Consider the following 21,055-nt stretch of genomic DNA (forward strand, 5'->3'; position numbering starts at 1 on the left):
CAGGAATCACTCATGGACACCAAACTGCTCGATATCCTCGCTTGCCCGATCTGCAAAGGCCCGCTCAAGCTCAGCGCCGACAAAACCGAGCTGATCAGCAAAGGTGCCGGCCTGGCTTACCCGATCCGTGATGGCATCCCGGTCATGCTCGAAAGCGAAGCCCGTACCCTGACCACCGATGAGCGCCTGGATAAATGACCACCGCCTTTACCGTTGTCATTCCCTCGCGTTATGCCTCGACGCGCCTGCCGGGCAAGCCGCTGCAACTGATCGGCACCAAGCCGATGATCCAGCTGGTATGGGAACAAGCGTGCAAAAGCAGCGCCGAGCGGGTGGTGGTGGCTACCGACGACCCGCGTATCATCGAGGCGTGCAAAGGTTTTGGAGCCGAAGCGGTCCTGACCCGCGAAGACCATAACTCCGGCACTGATCGTCTGGCCGAAGTGGCGACAAAGCTTGGCCTGGCGCCCGACGCCATTGTGGTCAACGTGCAAGGCGACGAGCCATTGATCCCTCCGGGTGTCATCGACCAGGTCGCCGCCAACCTCGCGGCCCATGGCGAGGCGCGTATGGCGACCCTGGCCGAACCGATCGAAGACATCGAGACGCTGTTCAACCCGAACGTGGTGAAAGTGGTCAGCGACATCAATGGCCTGGCACTGACGTTCAGTCGCTCCACCTTGCCGTGGGCGCGGGATGCCTTTGCCAAGAATCGCGACGTGTTGCCGGAGGGCGTGCCATATCGCCGCCATATCGGCATCTACGCCTACCGCGCCGGTTTCCTGCATGATTTTGTCAGCTGGGGCCCCTGCTGGCTGGAAAACACCGAATCCCTGGAACAACTGCGCGCCCTATGGCACGGCGTGCGCATCCATGTGGGCGATGCGTTGGAAGCGCCGCCGGCGGGTGTCGACACCCAGGAAGACCTCGAACGCGTCCGTCGCCTGCTGGGCGCCTGATGGAAGTTCTGTTTGTATGCCTGGGCAATATCTGCCGCTCGCCAACAGCCGAAGGCATCTTGCGCTATAAATTGCGCGAAGCCGGCTTGGCGGGCCAGGTTGAGGTGGCGTCTGCCGGTACGGGCGAATGGCATGTCGGCAACCCCCCGGACCAGCGCAGCCAGCGTGCGGCGCTGGCGCGTGGCTATGACTTGTCGAGCCAGCGTGCCCAGCAGGTCAGCCGCGCCGACTTTGCGCGCTATGACCTGATCCTGGCCATGGACGACAGTAACCTGCGCAACCTCAAGGCCATGCAGCCGGGGCAGGGCAAGGCGGAACTGGATTTGTTCCTGCGCCGCTTTGACGGCGAAGTGGACGAAGTGCCAGACCCTTACTACGAAGGTGAACAAGGTTTCGAGCGGGTCCTGGACCTGATCGAGCGCGCCTGTGATTTATTGGTGATCGAATTGAAGGGGCGGTTATGACCTTGCAAGTGCGTGCTCAGGTATCGCTTAAGCCATTCAACAGCTTCGGCATTGATGTGCGCGCTCGATTATTCGCCGAGGCCCACAGCGATGCCGAGGTTCGCGAGGCCATCGCCTATGCCGCTGCACACGCGGTGCCGCTGCTGGTGATCGGCGGCGGCAGCAATTTGCTGCTGACCCAGGATATCCCGGCGCTGGTGTTGCGCATGGCAACCCAAGGCATTCGCGTGCTGCACGACGACGGCATGCATGTCGTGATCGAAGCCGAAGCGGGCGAAGCCTGGCATCCGTTCGTCCTCTGGACCCTTGAGCACGGCTTCTGCGGCCTGGAAAACCTTAGCCTGATCCCCGGCACCGTCGGCGCTGCTCCCATGCAGAACATCGGTGCCTACGGCGTAGAGATCAAGGATGTCTTCACCGGCCTCACTGCGCTGGATCGCCAGACGGGCGAGCTGCGGGATTTCAGCCTGGACGAATGCAACTTTGCTTACCGTGACAGTCTGTTCAAGCATGAGGTCGGGCGGTGGTTGATCCTGCGGGTACGCTTTGCCCTCAGTCGCGCCACTCACCTGAAACTCGACTACGGCCCTGTTCAACAGCGCCTGACCGCGCAAGGCATCACCCACGCTACGCCAAGCGACGTGAGCCGGGCGATTTGCAGCATTCGCCGCGAGAAACTGCCGGACCCGGCAGAACTGGGCAATGCTGGCAGCTTTTTCAAGAACCCACTGGTACCCCAGGCCCTCGCTGCCGAACTGCAAAGCCACTACCCCGACTTGGTCGCATACCCTCAGGCCGACGGGCAAATGAAACTCGCCGCCGGCTGGCTGATCGACAAGGCAGGGTGGAAGGGCTTTCGAGACGGCGATGCGGGTGTGCACAAGATGCAGGCGTTGGTCCTGGTCAATTACGGCGCAGCCACAGGGCGTGAGATTGCCAACCTGGCGCTACGTATCCAGCAGGATATCTTCAAGCGTTTCAAGGTCGAGCTGGAGATGGAACCCAACCAGTACTGATCTTTCAGGCCTGGAAATGAAAATGCCCCGTATCTTGCGATACGGGGCATTTTTTATTGCGCTGGTTGATCAGTCGTCGCGGCTCATGATGCCGAAGATCTGCAACAGGCTGATAAACAGGTTGTAGATCGACACATACAGGCTGATGGTGGCCATGATGTAGTTACGCTCACCACCGTGGATGATGGCGCTGGTCTGGAACAGGATGCACACCGAAGAAAACAGCACAAAACCCGCGCTGATCGCCAGTTGCAGGCCGCTGATCTGGAAGAACATGCTGGCCACTACCGCTGCCAGCAGCACGAAGAAACCTGCGGTGATAAAACCACCCAAGAAGCTCATGTCCTTACGGCTGATCAGCACGTAGGCGGACAGGCCACCAAACACCAGTGCGGTCATGGCAAACGCCGAACTGACCACTTCCGCACCGCCGGCCATGCCCAGGTAACGGTTGAGGATCGGGCCGAGGATAAAGCCCATGAAACCGGTCAGGGCAAACGCCGACACCAGGCCCCATGCCGAGTCACGCAGCTTGTTGGTCAGGAAGAACAGACCGTAGAAGCCGATCAACACGACAAAGATATTCGGATAACCAACGCGCATCTGTTGGGCCACATACGCCATCACGCCGCTGAATGCGAGCGTCAAGGCGAGCAAGCCGTACGTATTGCGCAACACGCGGCTGACTTCAAGCTGCTCAGCCTGCGCGTTGCCATTCACTGCGTAATTCTGTTCGCGCATGGCGACACTCCTTCAGTTTTGAAACGTTCAGTCGCAAAGATCATAACAGACGCCCTGTAACAAGCGATGCAGAGAGTTTGACAGTGTGTTTCATTCGGGTATTATGGCGCCCGCTGACACGGGATGAGCGACTATAATCCTGTGATGCACAAGGGAAATTGGCAGAGTGGTTGAATGCACCGGTCTTGAAAACCGGCGGACGTTAATAGCGTCTCCAGGGTTCGAATCCCTGGTTTCCCGCCAAGATTTACACGAAAGCCTCGCGAAAGCGGGGCTTTTGCGTTTCTGGGGGTTTGAGTGTGCTGATAATCAAACAAATGCTGTTTTTCGCATTTATACCGTTCAAAGACGAACCACCATTCGTCTAACATCCCGCACTCTCCATCCGTTGCTACCTCTCAATCTTAAGCGCGGATATCCCGAGCGATAAAACGGAGAGCCAGTATGGAAATCAACGAGAAAGCCCCAGGCAACATTTCCCAGCAAGCGGTTACCCGTAACACCGATAACGAGACGGGGCATGACCCGAGGCGCGATGAGGACAATATCCCGCTACCCCCGGATGACGAGGCCCTCATCGAGGAGGATATGGCGGATGTAGACGCGGCGGATTCCGTGGCAAGTGAGCACCCCGCTACCTGAAGACGTCCCGATCAATGAAGCCCGGCCCAGCGCCGGGTTTTTATTACGGCTTTCGGCTCACTTGAACAACCAGGGCCCCTCAATATTGCCATCGCATAATTGTGAATGGCTTCACGATGCCTCTATGATCAGCACGCACTGTATTGGATCGCTGAGCCTCAACCCTTTGAAGGACATGAGCATGGACAAGCACTTCGGTAATTCAGGCCTTTTCAAAACCACTTCGTATCAAGGCAACGACGCTCACGACGGCTGCAGCACTGCTGACTGGGAGCTGAAAAACAGTGCGCTGAATACGAAGGAGTTTTTGATATGTCCAAAGAACTACTCGGAGTTTTTGCTCTAGGGTTGATGGTGGTCGGTGAGTTTTGTGCAATCTACAGTGAGGTGGTGACCGCCAAGTTGGCCCAGACCGGCAGTGGTTCCTGGGAGGCCTTTGTACTTCCTGTGGTCTTGATGTGTTTTGCAGGGCTGTGCCTGCTGGGTGCCTATTGGCTGGGGTATATGGTTGTCGGTGATATCTGGATTGTCACGGTAGTCTCGGTCACTTCGTTATTGCTTCTGGAGCCTGTGGTGGTCTGGGCGCTGTTTCATGAAGCACCAGGGCGCGGCGCGTTGATCGGGTTCTGCCTGGGCGCCTTGGGGATGCTTGCGACGGTAGTGCTCTAGCACCCCGGGGAATCAAGTGCCGGGTCAGATCAGCATCTGTAGTCCGATGCTTATCTGGCCCGCACCACTGCACTTTTTTCCATTCTGCTGATCTACCCTGTCCCAGCCACCCGACTCACACGGGTGGCCAACAGAATCAGACCCGGTGCCGATGGATCGAACGTCAACTGTTTTTACCTCCCGATGGCCGCTGCTGCTTGCTGCGGTTGTCGCGCTCTGCGCAACAGGTTGCAGCCAGCAACAGGGCCGCGATATCGCCAGGCAATTCAGCGATGGCAAGCCCGATGAATTCTTCCAGACCAGTGTCGACCGCATGGCCACCCTGGGGATGCGCGACAACCTGCAAAGCCTCTACTTGCTGATGAGCAAGCTCTACCTGCGCAACCCCAGCCAGTGGCGTCAGTCGGGCTACCCGGATGCGGTGAGCGCCGCTCGGGTCATTCGCCAGGCCATCGAAAATCGTCAACCCTTGCCCGCATTGGGGGACCGGCGTGATCTGGCCGCCCTGAGTTACTCCCTGAGCCCTGACTTTCGTGGCGACCGGGTAGGCGCGTTTATCTACGCGATTGGCAGCATGCTCGTGACCGCCCACGGCGGGCGTACGCAGTTCTATGTGACCGACTCAATCAACCCGCAGTTTGTCAGCAATGCGGCGCGCAATATTGAAAAGGCCACCTGGCTGCTCAGCCAGCGCCAGGATGCCAACGGTGTGTTGCTGTTGTTTTCCAACGAAATATCGGAGGAGGGCAGTAACCTCAGTTTTGCCGTTGAGTTCGGCAAGATCGTGGCGCGTCTGGACTTGCTCACCCAAATCCTCGATGAGCGTTACCGACGCATTGGCCTCAATTACGCGCAAAGTTTGTTGCTGATGAACTTCCTGCCGGTGCAGTGAGGCTTATCCATCGACCAATCGGTACGGTGTTTCCCTTTCCGCTGTAGGAAGCGGCCTATCTTGCCTCCCGCTGCTTGAAACGCTTGCCTGCGGGCAATAGCCTCGGATTTTTCTTAAACACGAGGCCCTCCCTTGGGTAAACGAAAAACGGTTTGGCCCACGGATCGCGAAATACGTTTGCGGTTTATCCTGTTCGCGGTGATCGATGCCGCGACTGTCCAGGGCGTCTCTGCCGAGTTGCTGTTGCCGGCGCATACGCTGCTGCGCAACTCGCCTTCGGAGGCGCAGTTGCGCGATGCACTGGGCGACATCCTGGCTACCGATGAAATGTACGGTTTTCGCTTTCCGCCGGGTTCGGATGCGGACGATCTGATGCGGGAATTGGCGGAGCCGGACGGCTGAAACCTGACCGGTGCTGGTTTGCCGGCGCCATGGTTCGTCATTAAGGCGTGACCTGACGGGTGTACTTGCCTTCCCATCACTGTTCGCGTGGTGGGCCCGGCCTGCCACGCCCCCGCATTCCAAGGACTTGCCCCAATGTTGCTGCGCCAACCGCCGTTTCTTTTCGCCGCCCTGACCCTCAGTTCGCTGGTACAGGCCGAAGGCCTGCAATTGGCGCCAGTCGAAGTCACCACCACCGAGGCCAGTGCCGGGGAAATCGCCCAGGGCCAGCTCAAAAGCGTGCCCGGCGGCACCAATTACATCGATATGGGCAGCGTGCAACAGGGGCGGGTGAGCAGTAACGAGGATGTGTTCAAGTACCAGGCCGGGGTGTACGCCAAGGCGGCGAATAACGAAGGCGTGAAGCTGTCCATTCGTGGTTCGGGGCTGAACCGCAGCCCGGGTGCCCATGGCTCCGGCCTGTATGAAATGTTCGACGGTCTGCCGCTCACGGGCCCGGGCGGTACGCCGTATGAGCTCAAGGACCCGCTGTGGCAAAGCCGCGTGGAAGTGCTACGGGGCGCCAATGGTTTCGATCAGGGCGCGTTGGCTTTGGGCGGTTCGGTCAATTACGTGACCCGCACTGGCTATGACGCGCCCAAGCTGCAAGTGCGCTATGAAGTCGGTAGCCGCGGCTATGCCCAGCGTGAGATCAGTTCCGGCCAGGTGCTGGGGGAGGCCGATTACTACATCAGCCTCACCGATTCCGAGTCCGACGGCTACCAGCACCAGAGCGCCGGGACCGGCAAGGGCATCGCCGCCAACTTCGGCTACCGCTTCAACCCGGACCTGGAAACGCGCTTCTACCTGCGCTACCGCGAAACCACCAACGACTCGCCCGGCAAGCTTACGCGTTACCAGATCAGCCATGACCCGCGTGCCGCCAACAGCCTGAACGCCACCCGCGATTCAAAACGCCTGCAACCGGGCTCTACCTGGATCGCCAACAAGACCACCTTGCAACTCGATGACGCATCAAGAATCGAAGTCGGGCTGGCCTATCACGATTACCCGATGGATCTGCGCGAGGGCACCAACCGCCTCAAGGTTGCCTACACCGATATCAGCGGCACCCTGAACTACATCCGTCAGGACAACCTGTTCGGCCATGCCAGCAAAACCACCGTCGGCCTGCGCACCACCCAGGCGATGCCCAATAATGGCGCCTCGGAATATGTGCGCATCCCGGCGGGCAAGACCGCAATCTATGCGCCCGGCACCAAAACCCGCGATTACAGCTACCTGGGCTCCGACACCGTGCTGCATGTTGGCAACGAGCTGGAGCTGGTGGAGGATCTGTGGCTGACCACTGGCCTCGCGGCGATCTACACCCGTCGCGAAACCCAGGTGACTTACCCCGACGGCTAGGCGCCGCTCAGTCAGCATGACTGGGACTACGCACCGCGCATCGGCCTGCGTTACGACTTCACCCCGCAATTGCAGGTATACGCCAACCTGAGCCGGTCGGTAGAGCCGCCGCACGCCTGGTCGATGATCTGGGGTTCCAACAAATATTTCGACGCCGGCCCTGCCAATGGGTTGGCACGCGAAGGTGTCAGCCTGAAGAACCAGACCGCCACCACCCTGGAAGTCGGCGGGCGCGGTGAAGCATGGCTCGGCCATTGGGACCTGGCCCTCTATCGCTCCGAAGTACGCCACGAATTGCTCTCCGTGGAAACCCAGGCCCAAACCGCCAACAGCAGCGCGATTATTGCCGAATCCAACGCCAGCCCCACCGTGCACCAGGGCGTGGAGCTGAGCCTGCTCAGCCCGCTATGGGACGGTGGCCGCAACGGCAGGCTCGACCTGCGCCAGGCCTATACCTTCAGCGACTTCCACTACCGCGACGATGACCGTTTCGGCGACAACACCTTGCCCGGCATCCCCAAGCATTACTATCAGGCCCAGGTGCGCTACAGCCACCCGACGGGTTTCTACACCAGCCTCAACACCGAGCACGCCTCGCGGGTAGCGGTGGACTACGCCAATTCCTACTACGCCGCGGCTTACACCACCCTCGGTGCCACGTTCGGCTATGACGCACCCCAGCAAGACTGGCAAGCCTGGGTCGACCTGCGCAACCTGACCAACCGCCGTTATGCCAACACCGTTACGCCGGGGTACGACGACAACGGCATGGACGCAGCACGTTCAACCCCTGCCGATGGGCGTGGCATTTACACCGGCGTGTCGTGGAGCTGGCGCTAAATCAACCCTCGTGTTCGCGCAGGCGCTTGTACAGCGTGTTGCGGCTTACGCCCAACTCCCGCGCCAGGTGGGAAATATTCCCGCCCATGGCTTGCAGGCGTTGTTTGAGGTCAAGGTTTTCATCCAGACGCTCGCGGGTGGGCAGCGGCGGCGCTTGCTTCAAATCGGTAAAAAAATCATCCGGCAGATGTTCTGCGCGAATCGGCTGGTCCTCGGCCATCGCCAACGCCACCTGCAGCACGCTGCTCACCTGACGCAAATTGCCCGGCCACGGATGTTGCTCAAATAACCTCAGCACCTCGGCACTCAGCCCGGCCCACTGGTTCGGCTCGCGGTGTTGCTGCCACAGTTGCTGAAACAACGCCTGCTTGTCGGTGCGCTCGCGCAACGGCGGCAATTCCAGGGTCAGGCCGCCGATGCGGTAGTACAAATCCTCGCGAAAACGTCCGGCTTGCACCAGCTCGCGCAATGCACGGTTGGTCGCCGAGATAATGCGCAAATCCACCGGGAACACCTCGCTGCTGCCCACCGGCTGCACACAGCGCTCCTGCAACACCCGCAACAGGCGGGCCTGGGTTGGCAACGGCATATCGCCGATCTCATCGAGAAACAACGTGCCCTTGTCGGCCTTGCGGATCAGGCCGATGCTGCCTTTCTGATTGGCGCCGGTAAACGCGCCTTTTTCGTAGCCAAACAGTTCCGATTCCACCAGCTCTGCGGGAATCGCCGCACAGTTCACCGCGATCAACGCCTGTCGGCTGCGGGAACTGGCCTGGTGCAGGGCTTTGACGAACACCTCTTTGCCCACGCCGGTTTCGCCATGAATCAGCAGTGGAATGTCCTTTTCCAACAGGCGCTCGGCCTGGCGCACGGCTTTCTCCACGCGCGCATCGCCAAAATGCAGGGTCTTGAGGTTGATCGAGGTCGGTGCTGGCGGCGGCGGTTGGCTGAACACCCGCGCCTGTACCGGCATCTGCCTGGGCCGTTTCAACAGGCACTGGAAGCGATTGCGTCCCGCCGCCTGCAACGCAAACGGCAACCCTTCGGGCTGGTTGAGCAACTCCAGCAGTGACACCTTGAACAGACTGTCGATCATCACCCGCGACAGGCTTATGCCCAGCAGGTTGTCCGCACGCCGATTGGCCGACAGCACTTGGCCGCTTTCATCAAAGATCAGCAGGCCCGCCCACTGGCTGTCGAGGTTGCTCAAGCCGGTGTTGAAGGTCAGTTGAAAATGTTCGCCACGAAAGAGGTTGAGGATCAGCCGATTTTCCACGGTCTGGCTCATCATCTTGACCATGCCCAGGGTGTGGGAGGGCGGCAGGTAGCTGTCGCTGGACACATCCAGCACCGCGATGATTTCCCGTTGGGCATCGAAGATAGGCGCCGCCGAGCCGGTCATGAAGCGGTTGGCCTTGAGGAAATGTTCGTCGTGTTCGATATGCACGGCCTGGGCGCAGGCCAGTGCGGTGCCGATGGCGTTAGTGCCGCTGGCACGCTCCATCCAGCTCGCGCCGGGGCTGAAGCCACGGGCCAGCCTGGGTTCGATAAACCGTTGGGTGCCCCACGACGTCAGGACCTGGCCCTGATTGTCGGCCAGCATGATCAGGCAGTTGGAGTTGCTGAGGATGTTTTCGTAGTAGGGCAGCACTTCCTGATGCGTGGTCTGCACCAGTGAATGCTGGCTTTCCAGCAGTTGACTGATGCCGTCGGCGGGCAGTTGGTCAAAGCTGGGGGGGCTCTGGTGATCCAGGCCATAGGCGCGGCAACGGCGCCAGGATTCCTGGATAAGGGTGTCGTGGGTCAAGGGTTCGGCCATCGTGCGACCTTCATTATTATTGTTGTCGGGTCTTGCGCCATCTAACGTCAGACATCGAACAATGTGGGAGCGGGCTTGCCCGCGATGGCAGAGGGTCAGGCACAGCATCTACAAACTGATGCACCGCCATCGGGGGCAAGCCCGCTCCCACATTTGATCTTCGTCGCGCATAAAGTGTTGTTCACAACTGTTCATTGTCAACCCCGACAGTGTTCAGTTGTTCAGCCGGATTGTTCACTCCTGAACATCATGGTTCACCCATTTCCTTACACATCAAGCGCTTGCGGTTTTGGCACGAAACTCGCTCTGACAACGGACCAGATTCATTCCAATAATAAAAAAGGTCGTGTCATGTCATTGACCCTGGAACATGTCTCCCGCGTTGTCGACGGCCAAACCTGGATCGACGACGCCAACCTGCGGTTCGAAGCCGGCTCCTTCAACGTGCTGCTCGGTCGCACCCTGTCCGGCAAGACCAGCCTGATGCGCCTGATGGCCGGCCTGGACAAGCCCGACAGCGGTCGCATCCTGATGAACGGCGTGGACGTCACGCAAAAGCCGGTACGCCTGCGCAATGTGTCGATGGTCTACCAGCAGTTCATCAACTATCCCACCATGACCGTCTTCGAGAACATCGCCTCGCCGTTGCGTCAGGCCGGTGTATCCAACGAACTGATCCAGAGCAAGGTGCTGGAAACCGCCAGAATGCTGCGCATCGAAAAGTTCCTGCAACGCCACCCGCTGGAACTGTCCGGTGGCCAGCAGCAACGCACCGCCATGGCCCGCGCCCTGGTCAAAGACGCCGAACTGATTCTGTTCGATGAGCCGCTGGTCAACCTGGACTACAAACTGCGCGAAGAGCTGCGTCAGGAAATGCGCGAACTGTTCAAGGCGCGCCACACCATCGCCATTTATGCCACCACCGAGCCCAACGAGGCTTTGGCCCTGGGTGGCACCACCACCATTCTTCATGAAGGCCGGGTGATCCAGAGCGGCAAGGCTGCCGAGGTCTACCACCAGCCGCAGACCGTGCTGGCCGCTGAGCTGTTCTCCGAGCCGCCGATCAACCTGATGCCAGGGCGTATCAGCGGTAATGAAGTGAGTTTCGCCAACTTCGTGCATTTCCCACTCAACGTCGACCTGCGCCCCATCGGCGAGGGCGAGTTCCGTTTCGGCGTGCGCCCAAGCCATATCAGCCTGGTGCCGAGCAATGACGATGACCTGGAGCTGGCGGTGACCGTGGAGGTCGCTGAAATCAGCGGCTCGGAAACCTTCCTGCATGTGCGCAGCGAGCACTTCCTGCTGGTGCTGCACCTGCCGGGGGTGCATGAATACGACGTGGACGCGCCGATCCGCGTGTATATCCCTACCCATAAACTGTTTGTGTTCGATGGTCAGGGCCGCTTGGTCCAGGCCCCCGGGCGCCGTGTCGCGAGGGTTGCCTGATGGCCGAGATCCATTTGCGCAACCTGGCCCATAGCTACAACCCTACGCCTACAGTGCCAGAAGACTACGCCATCCGGGAAATGAACCATGTGTGGGAGCAGGGCGGTGCCTACGCCTTGCTCGGGCCGTCAGGCTGCGGCAAGTCCACGCTGCTCAATATCATTTCCGGCCTGCTTAGCCCCTCCGAAGGCCAGGTACTGTTCGACACCCAAGTGGTCAACGACCTGACCCCGGAAAAGCGCAACATCGCCCAGGTGTTCCAGTTCCCGGTGGTGTACGACACCATGACGGTGTTCGATAACCTGGCCTTCCCGCTGCGAAACCAAGGCATGGCCGAGGCGAAAATTCACAGCAAGGTGCAGGAAATTGCCGAAGTTCTTGACCTGCAAACCCTGCTGAGCAAAAAAGCCCGCAACCTCACCGCCGACGAAAAACAGAAAGTCTCCATGGGCCGTGGCCTGGTACGCGATGACGTGTCGGCGATCCTGTTCGACGAGCCGCTGACGGTGATCGACCCGCACCTGAAGTGGAAACTGCGGCGCAAGCTCAAGCAGATCCATGAGCAGTTCAACATCACCATGGTCTACGTTACCCACGACCAACTGGAAGCCTCCACCTTCGCCGACAAGATCGCGGTGATGTACGGCGGGCAGATCGTGCAGTTCGGCACGCCGCGGGAACTGTTCGAGCGGCCGAGCCATACCTTTGTCGGCTATTTCATCGGCAGCCCGGGGATGAATCTGATTGAGGTGCAGGCCAAGCCTGGCGGTATAGGGTTTGCCAACACCTTCCTGCCGCTGTCGGAGGCGTTGCAGCAACGGCTCAACGTCACCGACTGCAAAAAACTCCAGGTCGGCATCCGCCCGGAGTTTATCCACGTATGGGATGAGCACAACCCTGACGCCCTGCAAGCCGAGGTCCTGCATGTCGAAGACCTGGGCACCTACAAAATCATGACCCTCAACCTTGACGGCGCCACGCTTAAAGTGCGCCTGGCCGAAGACAAACCGGTGCCGGAAGGCAGGGCGTCCATCAGCTTCCCCGCTCAATGGCTGATGCTCTACGCCGACGATTACCTGCTGGAGGTGGCGCCATGAACAAGGTGCAGAACAACAAGGCCTGGTGGCTGGTGTTGCCGGTGTTCCTGCTGGTGGCGTTCAGTGCGGTGATCCCGATGATGACCGTGGTCAACTATTCGGTGCAGGACATTTTCGACCAGTCCAGCCGCTATTTCGTCGGGGCCGACTGGTACAAGCAGGTGTTGCTCGACCCACGCCTGCACGACTCGCTGCTGCGCCAGTTCATCTACTCGGCCTGCGTGCTGTTGATCGAGATCCCGCTGGGCATCGCCATCGCCCTGACCATGCCCACCAAGGGCCGCTGGTCCTCGCTGGTGCTGATCATCCTCGCCATTCCCTTGCTGATTCCGTGGAACGTGGTCGGCACCATCTGGCAGATCTTTGGCCGCGCCGACATCGGCCTGCTGGGCTCGACCCTCAACGCCCTGGGCATCAGCTACAACTACGCGGCGAACACCATGGACGCCTGGGTCACCGTGCTGGTGATGGATGTGTGGCACTGGACCTCATTGGTGGCCCTGCTGTGCTACTCCGGCTTGCGGGCCATTCCGGACGTGTACTACCAGGCCGCACGGATTGATCGTGCATCGGCCTGGGCGGTGTTCCGACATATCCAGTTGCCGAAGATGAAAAGCGTGCTGCTGATCGCGGTAATGCTGCGGTTTATGGACAGCTTCATGATCTACACCGAACCCTTCGTGCTCACCGGCGGCGGGCCGGGGAACGCCACCACTTTCTTGAGTCAGACGCTTACCCAGATGGCCGTCGGCCAATTCGACCTGGGCCCGGCGGCGGCGTTTTCCCTGGTGTACTTCCTGATCATTCTGTTGGTGTCCTGGCTGTTCTACACCGCCATGACCCATTCCGACGCCAACCGCTGAGGCCGCCAACATGAGCAAGCGCAAGCTTATTCCATTACTGATCTACATCCTGTTCCTGCTGGTGCCGATTTACTGGCTGCTGAACATGTCCTTCAAGAGCAACACCGAAATCCTCGGCGGCTTGACCCTGTTTCCGCAGGATTTCACCTTGGCCAACTACAAGGTGATCTTCACCGACCCAAGCTGGTACACCGGCTACCTCAACTCGCTGTACTACGTGAGTCTGAACACGCTGATCTCTCTGAGCGTGGCGCTGCCGGCGGCCTATGCGTTCTCGCGCTATCGTTTCCTGGGTGATAAGCACTTGTTTTTCTGGCTGCTGACCAACCGCATGGCGCCGCCTGCGGTGTTTTTGCTGCCGTTTTTTCAGCTGTATTCCTCCATCGGGTTATTCGACACGCACATTGCCGTGGCCCTGGCCCATTGCCTGTTCAATGTGCCGTTGGCAGTGTGGATCCTGGAAGGTTTCATGTCTGGGGTGCCCAAGGAAATCGACGAAACCGCCTACATCGATGGCTATAGTTTTCCCAAGTTCTTTGTGAAAATTTTTGTTCCGTTGATCGGCTCCGGCATCGGCGTCACGGCGTTTTTCTGCTTTATGTTTTCCTGGGTCGAACTGCTGCTGGCGCGCACCCTGACTTCGGTCAACGCCAAGCCCATCGCGGCGGTGATGACCCGCACGGTGTCAGCATCGGGGATTGATTGGGGCGTCCTGGCGGCAGCGGGCGTGTTGACTATCCTCCCTGGCATGTTGGTGATCTGGTTTGTTCGCAACCACGTGGCCAAGGGCTTTGCCCTCGGCCGGGTCTAGAGGAGTCGATGATGGAATGGATGGCCTGGACCACCCCCACTGCGTTGTTCTTTGGCGGCATCGCCCTGATTCTGGCGGGCATGACCACCTGGGAGCTGCGTTCGCCGAGCATCCCCCGGCGCGGGTTGCTGCCGATCAGCACCACCCGTGGTGATCGCTTGTTTATCGGTCTTCTCGGCAGCGCCTACCTGCATTTGCTGGTCATTGGCGTTACCGACTGGAGCATCTGGGTGGCGTCCGCGCTCTCCCTGGTATGGCTGTTGAGTGTGATGCGTTGGGGCTAGGTCTACACAACCCTGTAGGAGCGAGCTTGCTCGCGAAAATCGTCAACGATAACGCAGTGTTCCTGGTAGCCCGCGGTGTCTTTGAGTGCTTCGCGAGCAAGCTCGCTCCTACAAGGGAGGTGGTTGCAGATAGCCCGTTTGAAACTAACCTGGAGGTCTCTATGTTGAATAAAAACAATAAGCTGCGACATAGCATTTCATTGGCCGCCGTACTGGCCCTCAGTGGTTTGAGCGCTTCGGCCTGGGCCGATGCGTATGAAGATGCCGCAAAAAAATGGATCGGCAGCGAGTTCAAACCCTCAACCCTCAGCGAAGCCCAACAGCTTGAAGAGTTGAAGTGGTTTATCAAGGCGTCGGAGCCGTTCCGTGGGATGAAGATCAACGTGGTGTCGGAAACCCTCACCACCCACGAGTACGAGTCCAAGGTGCTGGCCAAGGCCTTCAGTGAAATCACCGGCATCAAGCTTACCCATGACCTGCTGCAGGAAGGCGACGTGGTGGAGAAGCTGCAAACCCAGATGCAGTCCGACAAGAATATCTATGACGGCTGGGTCAACGACTCGGACCTGATCGGTACGCACTTTCGCTACGGAAAGACCGAGTCCATCACCGATCTGATGGCCAACGAAGGCAAGGACTTCACTTCGCCCACCCTGGACCTCAAGGACTTTATCGGCCTGTCGTTTACCACCGCGCCGGACGGCAAGATCTACCAGTTGCCCGACCAGCAGTTCGCCAACCTCTACTGGTTCCGCGCCGACTGGTTCGAGCGCCCGGAGCTGAAGGCCAAGTTCAAGGAAAAATACGGCTACGACCTCGGCGTACCGGTGAACTGGTCGGCTTATGAAGACATCGCCAAGTTCTTCAGCGAAGACGTCAAGGAAATCGACGGCAAACGCATTTATGGGCACATGGACTACGGCAAGAAAGACCCGTCCCTGGGCTGGCGTTTCACCGATGCCTGGTTCTCCATGGCCGGCGGCGGCGACAAGGGCTTGCCCAACGGCTTGCCGGTGGACGAGTGGGGCATTCGTGTAGAGGACTGCCATCCGGTGGGCTCCAGCGTCACCCGTGGCGGCGACACCAACGGCCCGGCGGCGGTATTCGCCACGCAGAAATACGTGGATTGGATGAAAGCCTACGCGCCACCGGAAGCGGCGGGCATGACCTTCTCCGAGTCCGGCCCGGTGCCGTCCCAGGGCAACATTGCCCAGCAGATCTTCTGGTACACCGCGTTTACCGCCGACATGGTCAAACCGGGCCTGCCGGTAGTGAACGCCGACGGTACGCCGAAATGGCGCATGGCGCCGTCGCCGGTCGGGCCGTACTGGGAAAAGGGCATGAAGAAGGGCTATCAGGACGTAGGCTCCTGGACCTTCCTCAAGTCCACGCCCGAGAAGCAGAAACTCGCGGCCTGGCTCTACGCGCAGTTCGTGACTTCCAAAACCGTATCGCTGAAGAAGACCATCGTCGGCCTGACACCGATTCGAGAGTCTGATATCAACTCCCAGGCCATGACCGACATGGCGCCCAAACTCGGCGGCCTGGTGGAGTTCTACCGCAGCCCGGCGCGCACCGAGTGGTCGCCGACCGGCACCAACGTGCCCGACTACCCACGCCTGGCGCAACTGTGGTGGAGCAACATCGCCGCCGCAGCCAGCGGCGAGAAAACCCCGCAACAGGCGCTGGACAACCTGGCCAAGGAGCAGGATGCGATCATGACGCGCCTGGAACGCTCCAAGGTGCAACCGGTATGCGGCCCGAAAATGAACCCAGAGCGTGACGCACAATACTGGTTCGACCAGCCGGGCGCACCGAAGCCGAAACTGGCCAACGAGAAGCCCAAGGGTGAAACCGTGAACTACAACGACCTGCTCAAGCAGTGGGAGGCAGCGCGCAAGTAATAGCGCCATCTCAACCCCTGTAGGAGCGAGCTTGCTCGCGAAAAACGTCAACGATAACGCGTGTTTCCTGAATAAACGTGGCGTCTGTGAGTTTTTCGCGAGCAAGCTCGCTCCTACACGCATTTTGGTTTTGTGCGCCCTGAAAAACGACCGCTTATCCCTCCCAACTCAACGCCATTTGAATTTTCCGCACGCCCCGACGCTCTGCATTTTAGAAGCGCGTGATGTTGAGCGCTCTTGCGGGGCCACCTTGTGGGAGGCCCGTTGTAACGGACTTTGCGGAAACTGCCATCATGACACTCCTTACAGCGCTGTCAGGCCAGCCGGCCTCTCTCACCGACTCGGCCCAGGGCCGCCATCAACGGGTGTATCAACAGCTGTACGGCGAAACGCCAGACGCCGCCGAGCTGGCGCGTGAATACCTGCAGGATCAATTGGCCCAGGTAGAGCAAACCGATTGCGACTTGCCTGAGGCGCCCGAACAACTCACGGCCTGGGTCGAGCAGCGCTGCGCCGCCGTGGCTCAGGCCTATGCCGATTATCTTGAACAGCGCCAGCAAGGGCGGCCACGACGCTATTTCCACAACAAAGCCCACGCGTTGTACGTGCTGCAACGCGTGGCGCCGACCAAACAGGTGGATGGCGCCTGGCTCTACGGCCTGCTGCGCTACTGGCAAGACCAGCGCTTTGACGGCTTGCTCACCACCTATCTGGAAGAATTGGGCGATGGTGAAGCCGCGCAGAACCATGTGGTGATCTATCGCAAGCTGCTCAGTGATCACGACGCCGACAGCGAAGCCGGGCTTGAGGACGAGCACTACCTGCAAGGTGCGCTGCAACTGGCCCTGGGCTTGTGCGCCGAGGAGTTTTTGCCGGAAGTTATCGGCTATAACCTGGGCTACGAACAACTGCCGCTGCACCTGCTGATCACCGCTTACGAACTCAGCGAACTGGGCATTGACCCCTATTACTTCACCCTCCATGTGACCATCGACAACGCCAGCAGCGGCCACGCCTGCAAGGCTGCACAAGCGGTGCTGGGCCTGCTGCCGCTGGGCGAGGGCAGGGCAGACTTTTATCGCCGTGTCGCCGCTGGCTATCGCCTTAACGATCTTGGCCCCGGTACCACGGCGGTGATCCAGCAGTTCAACCTGCAAGATGAGGTGGTCGCGATGCTTGAGCGCAAGCGTACCTTCGGCCAGCACATGCACTCGGACTACTGCCGCTTCGAAGGCCAGACCGTTAACCAATGGTTGGCCAAGCCAGGGCAGATCGGTGATTTCCTCAACGCCTTGCAAGACAAGGGCTGGATCAAGCGCAACCAGGACCCGGCCGAGAGCCGTTTCTGGCAGTTGATCGAGGGGGCGGGTGCGGCGATGTTCGGTGTGTTCAGCGCAGCGGAAAAACAGCTGCTGCATGACTGGATCGCTGCTGACTGGGCCAGCGGTCAGCGTGTGCCGCCGGTGCGGCCGGGGCGCGGCAGCCGGCTTGCCCGCGACCATCACCGCCCGGCAGACCCCGACACCCAGGCCCTGGCCGATTCGCTGTGGAACCTGCCTGACGAGCAACAGCTCAACGCGCTGATTCCGTGGCTGTCGGCACGCCGCCACAGCAGCCCCGCAGGCTTGTATGCCACTCGCCGCTTTATCCAACTGCGCGCGCGTTTGCGCTAAGGAATGTATCTATGTCTGCCCAACAACTCTCTGATCGCGCCTTGCTGAACCTGGGCCGAGGGTTGAAGGAAAGCGGTTACCGCTTCATTACGCCGACGCCCTTGACCCACGAGCGTGTCTACCGGCGTTTGGCGACGCCGTTGGCGATGACCCTGCGCGACGTATTCGGCTGGTCGATGCCGTTCGACCACGACCTGTTGCCCGAGGCGTTTCGCGAAGAGTTGCAGCAAGCCGATGTGATCGAAAAGCACGACGCCTTATGGCGCAGCACGGTACGTTGGTCGAGCCTCGACGACCTGCTGTTCGCCCATTCACCTTACCCTACGGTGCAAGCGGACGCGGTGTTCTTCGGCCCCGACAGCTACCGTTTTGCCCAGGTGATCGAAGCCCATTTGCAGCAGCGTTTTGAACCGCTCAAGCGCGCTGTAGATATTGGCTGCGGCGCCGGTGTGGGCGCATTGGTGGTTGCCCGTGCCCGGCATGACGCCCAGGTGCTGGCGGTGGACATCAACCCCCGCGCCCTGCGCCTGACTGCTGTGAACGCCGAACTGGCCGGGTTGAGTAACGTCAGTGTGTACCACAGTGACGTGCTGGCCAGCGTTGAGGGGCAATTCGACCTGATCGTTGCCAACCCGCCGTACATGAACGACGACCGCCAGCGTGCCTATCGCCATGGCGGGGGAGCGTTGGGCGAGCAGTTGTCGGTGCGCATCGTCAGCGAATCCCTCGGGCGTCTGGCCCTGGGTGGCAGCCTGCTGCTGTACACCGGGGTAGCCATGGTGGCGGGTGGCGATCCTTTCCTTGATGCGGTCAAACCGTTGCTGGGCAGTGATGCCTATGGCTGGACCTATCGCGAACTGGACCCTGATGTCTTCGGTGAGGAGCTGGAGAAACCTGGTTATGAACGCGTGGAGCGCATCGCGGTGGTTGCGCTCACGGTCACTCGACTGCGTTGACCCTTGATGCTTACTTTCGGTATCGAAGAGGAATACTTCATCACCGACCTGCACACGCGCCGGATGCTCGGCGAGCCTTCGGCAGCGGTGCTGGCGGCGTGTCGCGAGGCGATCGGCGCTGGCTTCTCGTATGAGATGTTCCAGGGCCAGATCGAAGTTGCGTCACCGGTATTCAGTGCCAGCGCTGAAGCCGCGGATTACCTGGCTACAGTGCGCCGCAATCTGGCGCAGCGCCTGGGTGAGTTTGGCCTCGGCGTGGTATGTGCCGGCAGCCATCCGTTGGCCGACTGGCGCGAACAGCGGCCCACCGACCAGGCCCATTTCCAGCAGTTGTTCGACGATATTCAATACGTAGCCCGGCGCAGCCTATTGTGCGGGCTGCATGTGCACGTGCAGGTGCCGCAAACCCATGACCGCATCGCCGTGATGAATCAGGTATCACCCTGGCTGCCGCTGTTATTGCTGCTCAGTTGCTCCTCGCCATTGTGGGACGGCGCACCCAGCGGGTTTATGAGCTACCGCCAGGCCGCGTGCGATGAATGGCCGCGCATGGGCGTGCCGGAACATTTCGCCGACTGGAACGAGTACCTGCACTACCTCGCGGTGCTGCAACGCATGGGCGCGATCAAGGCCGATGGCAATGGCTGGTGGGGCATTCGCCCGGCGGCGCGTTACCCAACCCTCGAACTGCGCATGACCGATGCCTGCCCGCGGCTGGCGGATGCCCTGGCCCTGGCCGCGCTGTTTCGCGTCATGGTCACCCACGCCTGCGGCCTTGAGCGGCCCGGCGCCGGGTTCACTGCCCAGACGCGCTGGCTGCTCAAGGAAAATCGCTGGCAGGCTAAACGCTACGGCGCGGGCGGCCACTTTGCATTGGATGACACCGGCGCCATGGGCAGCGCCGAACAATGGTTGCACTGCGCGCGCCAGACGTTCGGCTCCACCGCGGAGGCCATGGGCGAGCCGCAGCTGTTCGATACGCTGCAAGCGCTGCTGCGGCGCGGCAACAGTGCGACCGAGCAGTTGCGTTGGTACGCCCTGGCCCGCGACGAGGGTGTCGATGAGGTGGCCAGCCTGCGCAGCGTAGTCGACCATCTGCTGGCCCAAAGTCGCGGCGACCATTGATCGGGTGCCGCCCCTCGTAGAGGGAACACCGGCGCGCTGCGCGGCCCTTATCTAGTAACCCCTCAACGGCAGGAGCGCAGATCATGCGAGCGATGACTTACCAGGGCGCACACAAGGTGCAGGTCGATACGGTGCCCGATCCGATCATTGAACAACCCGATGACATCATTCTGCGTGTCACCGCGACCGCAATCTGCGGCTCGGACCTGCACCTGTACCGCGGTAAAATCCCAACCGTGGAACACGGCGATATCTTCGGCCATGAGTTCATGGGTATCGTCGAAGACACAGGTCCAGCGGTTACGGCTGTGCAACGTGGCGACCGCGTGGTGATTCCATTTGTGATTGCCTGCGGTGACTGCTTTTTCTGCCAGTTGCAGCAGTTCGCCGCCTGCGAAACCACCAACGACGGGCGCGGCGCCATTCTGAATAAAAAAGCGATCCCACCGGGGGCGGCGCTGTTCGGCTACAGCCGCTTGTATGGTGGCGTGCCGGGCGGCCAGGCGGAATTGGTACGGGTGCCCAAGGCCAACACTGGTCCGTTCAAGGTGCCCGGTACCCTGGCGGATGAAAAGGTGCTGTTCCTCTCGGATATTTTGCCCACCGCCTGGCAGGCAGTGACCAATGCCGGCATCGGCCAGGGTTCCAGCGTGGCGATCTATGGCGCCGGCCCGGTGGGGCTGCTGAGTGCGGCGTGCGCGCAGATGCTGGGGGCCGAGCAGATCTTCATGGTCGACGATCATCCGTACCGGCTGGCTTACGCACAGCAGATGTACGGCGTGATCCCGATCAACTTCGAAGAAGATGACGACCCTGCCGACACCATCATCCGCCAGACCGCCGGTATGCGTGGCGTCGACGGAGTGATTGATGCGACGCAAGGTGATCCTGCTGCCGGGGATCAGTGATCGGCCACTGACCGAGCCGCTTGAAGAGGAACTGACCCCAGAGCTGCGCGTGCAGGGTGTCCCCGGTTTCTAGACCCGTAGGAGCGAGCTCGCTCGCGAAAAACGTCAACGATAACGCGTGTTTCCTGATTAAACAT

19 protein-coding genes, 1 tRNA gene and 2 pseudogenes are annotated in these 21,055 nt (G+C 60.3%); 20 read left to right on the forward strand and 2 right to left on the reverse strand.

Translation table 11 applies throughout. The annotated features are described in order from the left end of the window. Window positions 1-12: 12 nt before the first annotated feature. Genes JFT63_RS03395 through murB form a run of 4 tightly spaced genes read left to right on the forward strand, consistent with a single transcriptional unit; the run spans window position 13 to window position 2,439 of the window. The gene (locus JFT63_RS03395) at window positions 13-198 is read left to right on the forward strand and encodes a Trm112 family protein (RefSeq protein WP_003174668.1); all 186 of its coding nucleotides are present in this window, start codon (window positions 13-15) and stop codon (window positions 196-198) included. Beyond that, window positions 195-959 carry a 3-deoxy-manno-octulosonate cytidylyltransferase gene (kdsB, locus tag JFT63_RS03400; protein WP_198843452.1) on the forward strand — a complete coding sequence of 255 codons (765 nt, stop codon included), beginning with the start codon at window positions 195-197 and terminating at the stop codon, window positions 957-959. Before JFT63_RS03395 ends, kdsB begins: the two co-directional genes overlap by 4 nt. Further along, the gene (locus JFT63_RS03405) at window positions 959-1,423 is read left to right on the forward strand and encodes a low molecular weight protein-tyrosine-phosphatase (RefSeq protein WP_198843453.1); all 465 of its coding nucleotides are present in this window, start codon (window positions 959-961) and stop codon (window positions 1,421-1,423) included. The genes kdsB and JFT63_RS03405 overlap by 1 nt, the downstream gene beginning before the upstream one ends. Continuing rightward, window positions 1,420-2,439, forward strand: coding sequence for a UDP-N-acetylmuramate dehydrogenase (gene murB / locus JFT63_RS03410; RefSeq protein ID WP_198843454.1), 1,020 nt, complete (start codon window positions 1,420-1,422; stop codon window positions 2,437-2,439). The genes JFT63_RS03405 and murB overlap by 4 nt, the downstream gene beginning before the upstream one ends. 69 nt (window positions 2,440-2,508) lie before the next feature. Here the strand turns inward: murB and JFT63_RS03415 are convergent, their stop codons facing one another. Continuing rightward, entirely contained in the window at window positions 2,509-3,180 is a 672-nt protein-coding gene (locus tag JFT63_RS03415) for a Bax inhibitor-1/YccA family protein (protein WP_003192030.1), read from the reverse strand. 152 nt (window positions 3,181-3,332) lie between these two features. Here JFT63_RS03415 and JFT63_RS03420 point away from each other — a divergent pair. The 6 genes and pseudogenes from JFT63_RS03420 (at window position 3,333) to JFT63_RS03445 (ending at window position 8,032) form a co-directional block, all read left to right on the forward strand. Next, a tRNA-Ser gene (locus JFT63_RS03420) sits at window positions 3,333-3,423 on the forward strand. Window positions 3,424-3,624: 201 nt separating this feature from the next. Next, window positions 3,625-3,822 carry a hypothetical protein gene (locus JFT63_RS03425; protein ID WP_198843455.1) on the forward strand — a complete coding sequence of 66 codons (198 nt, stop codon included), beginning with the start codon at window positions 3,625-3,627 and terminating at the stop codon, window positions 3,820-3,822. A gap of 351 nt (window positions 3,823-4,173) precedes the next feature. Beyond that, window positions 4,174-4,491, forward strand: a complete 318-nt coding sequence (locus tag JFT63_RS03430; RefSeq protein ID WP_198843488.1) for a hypothetical protein — start codon at window positions 4,174-4,176, stop codon at window positions 4,489-4,491. A gap of 151 nt (window positions 4,492-4,642) precedes the next feature. Further along, complete coding sequence (locus JFT63_RS03435; RefSeq protein ID WP_198843456.1) at window positions 4,643-5,383, forward strand: hypothetical protein; 741 nt, start codon at window positions 4,643-4,645, stop codon at window positions 5,381-5,383. A gap of 132 nt (window positions 5,384-5,515) precedes the next feature. Then, on the forward strand, window positions 5,516-5,785 hold the full coding sequence (locus JFT63_RS03440; protein ID WP_057703146.1) for a hypothetical protein: 270 nt from the start codon (window positions 5,516-5,518) through the stop codon (window positions 5,783-5,785). 135 nt (window positions 5,786-5,920) lie between these two features. Then, window positions 5,921-8,032, forward strand: a pseudogene (locus JFT63_RS03445) (TonB-dependent receptor family protein). A 1-nt stretch (window position 8,033) separates the two neighbouring features. Here the strand turns inward: JFT63_RS03445 and JFT63_RS03450 are convergent. Further along, a complete protein-coding gene (locus JFT63_RS03450) occupies window positions 8,034-9,851 on the reverse strand; it encodes a sigma-54-dependent Fis family transcriptional regulator (RefSeq protein ID WP_057703148.1) in 1,818 nt (605 codons plus the stop codon). A 351-nt stretch (window positions 9,852-10,202) separates the two neighbouring features. On the opposite strand from JFT63_RS03450, the gene JFT63_RS03455 reads away from it, so the two are divergent. From JFT63_RS03455 to JFT63_RS03500, 10 genes and pseudogenes are all read left to right on the forward strand, one after another. Then, window positions 10,203-11,297, forward strand: a complete 1,095-nt coding sequence (locus tag JFT63_RS03455) for an ABC transporter ATP-binding protein (RefSeq protein ID WP_057703149.1) — start codon at window positions 10,203-10,205, stop codon at window positions 11,295-11,297. After that, entirely contained in the window at window positions 11,297-12,394 is a 1,098-nt protein-coding gene (locus JFT63_RS03460; RefSeq protein WP_198843457.1) for an ABC transporter ATP-binding protein, read from the forward strand. The genes JFT63_RS03455 and JFT63_RS03460 overlap by 1 nt, the downstream gene beginning before the upstream one ends. Continuing rightward, entirely contained in the window at window positions 12,391-13,257 is an 867-nt protein-coding gene (locus tag JFT63_RS03465; RefSeq protein WP_003192014.1) for a carbohydrate ABC transporter permease, read from the forward strand. The genes JFT63_RS03460 and JFT63_RS03465 overlap by 4 nt, the downstream gene beginning before the upstream one ends. Before the next feature lie 10 nt (window positions 13,258-13,267). Continuing rightward, the gene (locus JFT63_RS03470) at window positions 13,268-14,068 is read left to right on the forward strand and encodes a carbohydrate ABC transporter permease (RefSeq protein ID WP_198843458.1); all 801 of its coding nucleotides are present in this window, start codon (window positions 13,268-13,270) and stop codon (window positions 14,066-14,068) included. An 11-nt stretch (window positions 14,069-14,079) separates the two neighbouring features. Continuing rightward, window positions 14,080-14,352 carry a DUF2160 domain-containing protein gene (locus JFT63_RS03475; protein ID WP_014718862.1) on the forward strand — a complete coding sequence of 91 codons (273 nt, stop codon included), beginning with the start codon at window positions 14,080-14,082 and terminating at the stop codon, window positions 14,350-14,352. A 161-nt stretch (window positions 14,353-14,513) separates the two neighbouring features. Then, complete coding sequence (locus tag JFT63_RS03480; protein ID WP_044273975.1) at window positions 14,514-16,256, forward strand: ABC transporter substrate-binding protein; 1,743 nt, start codon at window positions 14,514-14,516, stop codon at window positions 16,254-16,256. Window positions 16,257-16,549: 293 nt separating this feature from the next. Next, window positions 16,550-17,929, forward strand: a complete 1,380-nt coding sequence (locus JFT63_RS03485; RefSeq protein ID WP_198843459.1) for an iron-containing redox enzyme family protein — start codon at window positions 16,550-16,552, stop codon at window positions 17,927-17,929. An 11-nt stretch (window positions 17,930-17,940) separates the two neighbouring features. Next, window positions 17,941-18,885 (forward strand): methyltransferase, encoded by a 945-nt coding sequence (locus tag JFT63_RS03490; protein WP_198843460.1) that lies wholly within the window; start codon window positions 17,941-17,943, stop codon window positions 18,883-18,885. A gap of 6 nt (window positions 18,886-18,891) precedes the next feature. Next, the gene (locus tag JFT63_RS03495) at window positions 18,892-20,010 is read left to right on the forward strand and encodes a carboxylate-amine ligase (RefSeq protein WP_198843461.1); all 1,119 of its coding nucleotides are present in this window, start codon (window positions 18,892-18,894) and stop codon (window positions 20,008-20,010) included. A gap of 83 nt (window positions 20,011-20,093) precedes the next feature. Beyond that, a pseudogene (locus tag JFT63_RS03500) lies at window positions 20,094-20,885 on the forward strand (alcohol dehydrogenase catalytic domain-containing protein); the annotation flags it as partial. Window positions 20,886-21,055 lie beyond the last annotated feature (170 nt).

Source organism: Pseudomonas sp. MF7453, from assembly GCF_016405455.1.
GTDB lineage: Bacteria > Pseudomonadota > Gammaproteobacteria > Pseudomonadales > Pseudomonadaceae > Aquipseudomonas > Aquipseudomonas paralactis.

What these genes read in the sequence shown, in the direction of transcription:
- JFT63_RS03425 (WP_198843455.1), top strand. Translation starts at nt 3,625, where the DNA reads ATGGAAATCAACGAGAAAGCCCCAGGCAACATTTCCCAGCAAGCGGTT.
- JFT63_RS03480 (WP_044273975.1), top strand. Translation starts at nt 14,514, where the DNA reads ATGTTGAATAAAAACAATAAGCTGCGACATAGCATTTCATTGGCCGCC.
- JFT63_RS03430 (WP_198843488.1), top strand. Translation starts at nt 4,174, where the DNA reads ATGGTGGTCGGTGAGTTTTGTGCAATCTACAGTGAGGTGGTGACCGCC.
- JFT63_RS03475 (WP_014718862.1), top strand. Translation starts at nt 14,080, where the DNA reads ATGGAATGGATGGCCTGGACCACCCCCACTGCGTTGTTCTTTGGCGGC.
- JFT63_RS03495 (WP_198843461.1), top strand. Translation starts at nt 18,892, where the DNA reads ATGCTTACTTTCGGTATCGAAGAGGAATACTTCATCACCGACCTGCAC.
- kdsB (WP_198843452.1), top strand. Translation starts at nt 195, where the DNA reads ATGACCACCGCCTTTACCGTTGTCATTCCCTCGCGTTATGCCTCGACG.
- JFT63_RS03485 (WP_198843459.1), top strand. Translation starts at nt 16,550, where the DNA reads ATGACACTCCTTACAGCGCTGTCAGGCCAGCCGGCCTCTCTCACCGAC.
- JFT63_RS03465 (WP_003192014.1), top strand. Translation starts at nt 12,391, where the DNA reads ATGAACAAGGTGCAGAACAACAAGGCCTGGTGGCTGGTGTTGCCGGTG.
- JFT63_RS03490 (WP_198843460.1), top strand. Translation starts at nt 17,941, where the DNA reads ATGTCTGCCCAACAACTCTCTGATCGCGCCTTGCTGAACCTGGGCCGA.
- JFT63_RS03395 (WP_003174668.1), top strand. Translation starts at nt 13, where the DNA reads ATGGACACCAAACTGCTCGATATCCTCGCTTGCCCGATCTGCAAAGGC.
- JFT63_RS03455 (WP_057703149.1), top strand. Translation starts at nt 10,203, where the DNA reads ATGTCATTGACCCTGGAACATGTCTCCCGCGTTGTCGACGGCCAAACC.
- JFT63_RS03450 (WP_057703148.1), bottom strand. Translation starts at nt 9,851, where the DNA reads ATGGCCGAACCCTTGACCCACGACACCCTTATCCAGGAATCCTGGCGC.
- JFT63_RS03405 (WP_198843453.1), top strand. Translation starts at nt 959, where the DNA reads ATGGAAGTTCTGTTTGTATGCCTGGGCAATATCTGCCGCTCGCCAACA.
- murB (WP_198843454.1), top strand. Translation starts at nt 1,420, where the DNA reads ATGACCTTGCAAGTGCGTGCTCAGGTATCGCTTAAGCCATTCAACAGC.
- JFT63_RS03415 (WP_003192030.1), bottom strand. Translation starts at nt 3,180, where the DNA reads ATGCGCGAACAGAATTACGCAGTGAATGGCAACGCGCAGGCTGAGCAG.
- JFT63_RS03435 (WP_198843456.1), top strand. Translation starts at nt 4,643, where the DNA reads ATGGATCGAACGTCAACTGTTTTTACCTCCCGATGGCCGCTGCTGCTT.
- JFT63_RS03460 (WP_198843457.1), top strand. Translation starts at nt 11,297, where the DNA reads ATGGCCGAGATCCATTTGCGCAACCTGGCCCATAGCTACAACCCTACG.
- JFT63_RS03470 (WP_198843458.1), top strand. Translation starts at nt 13,268, where the DNA reads ATGAGCAAGCGCAAGCTTATTCCATTACTGATCTACATCCTGTTCCTG.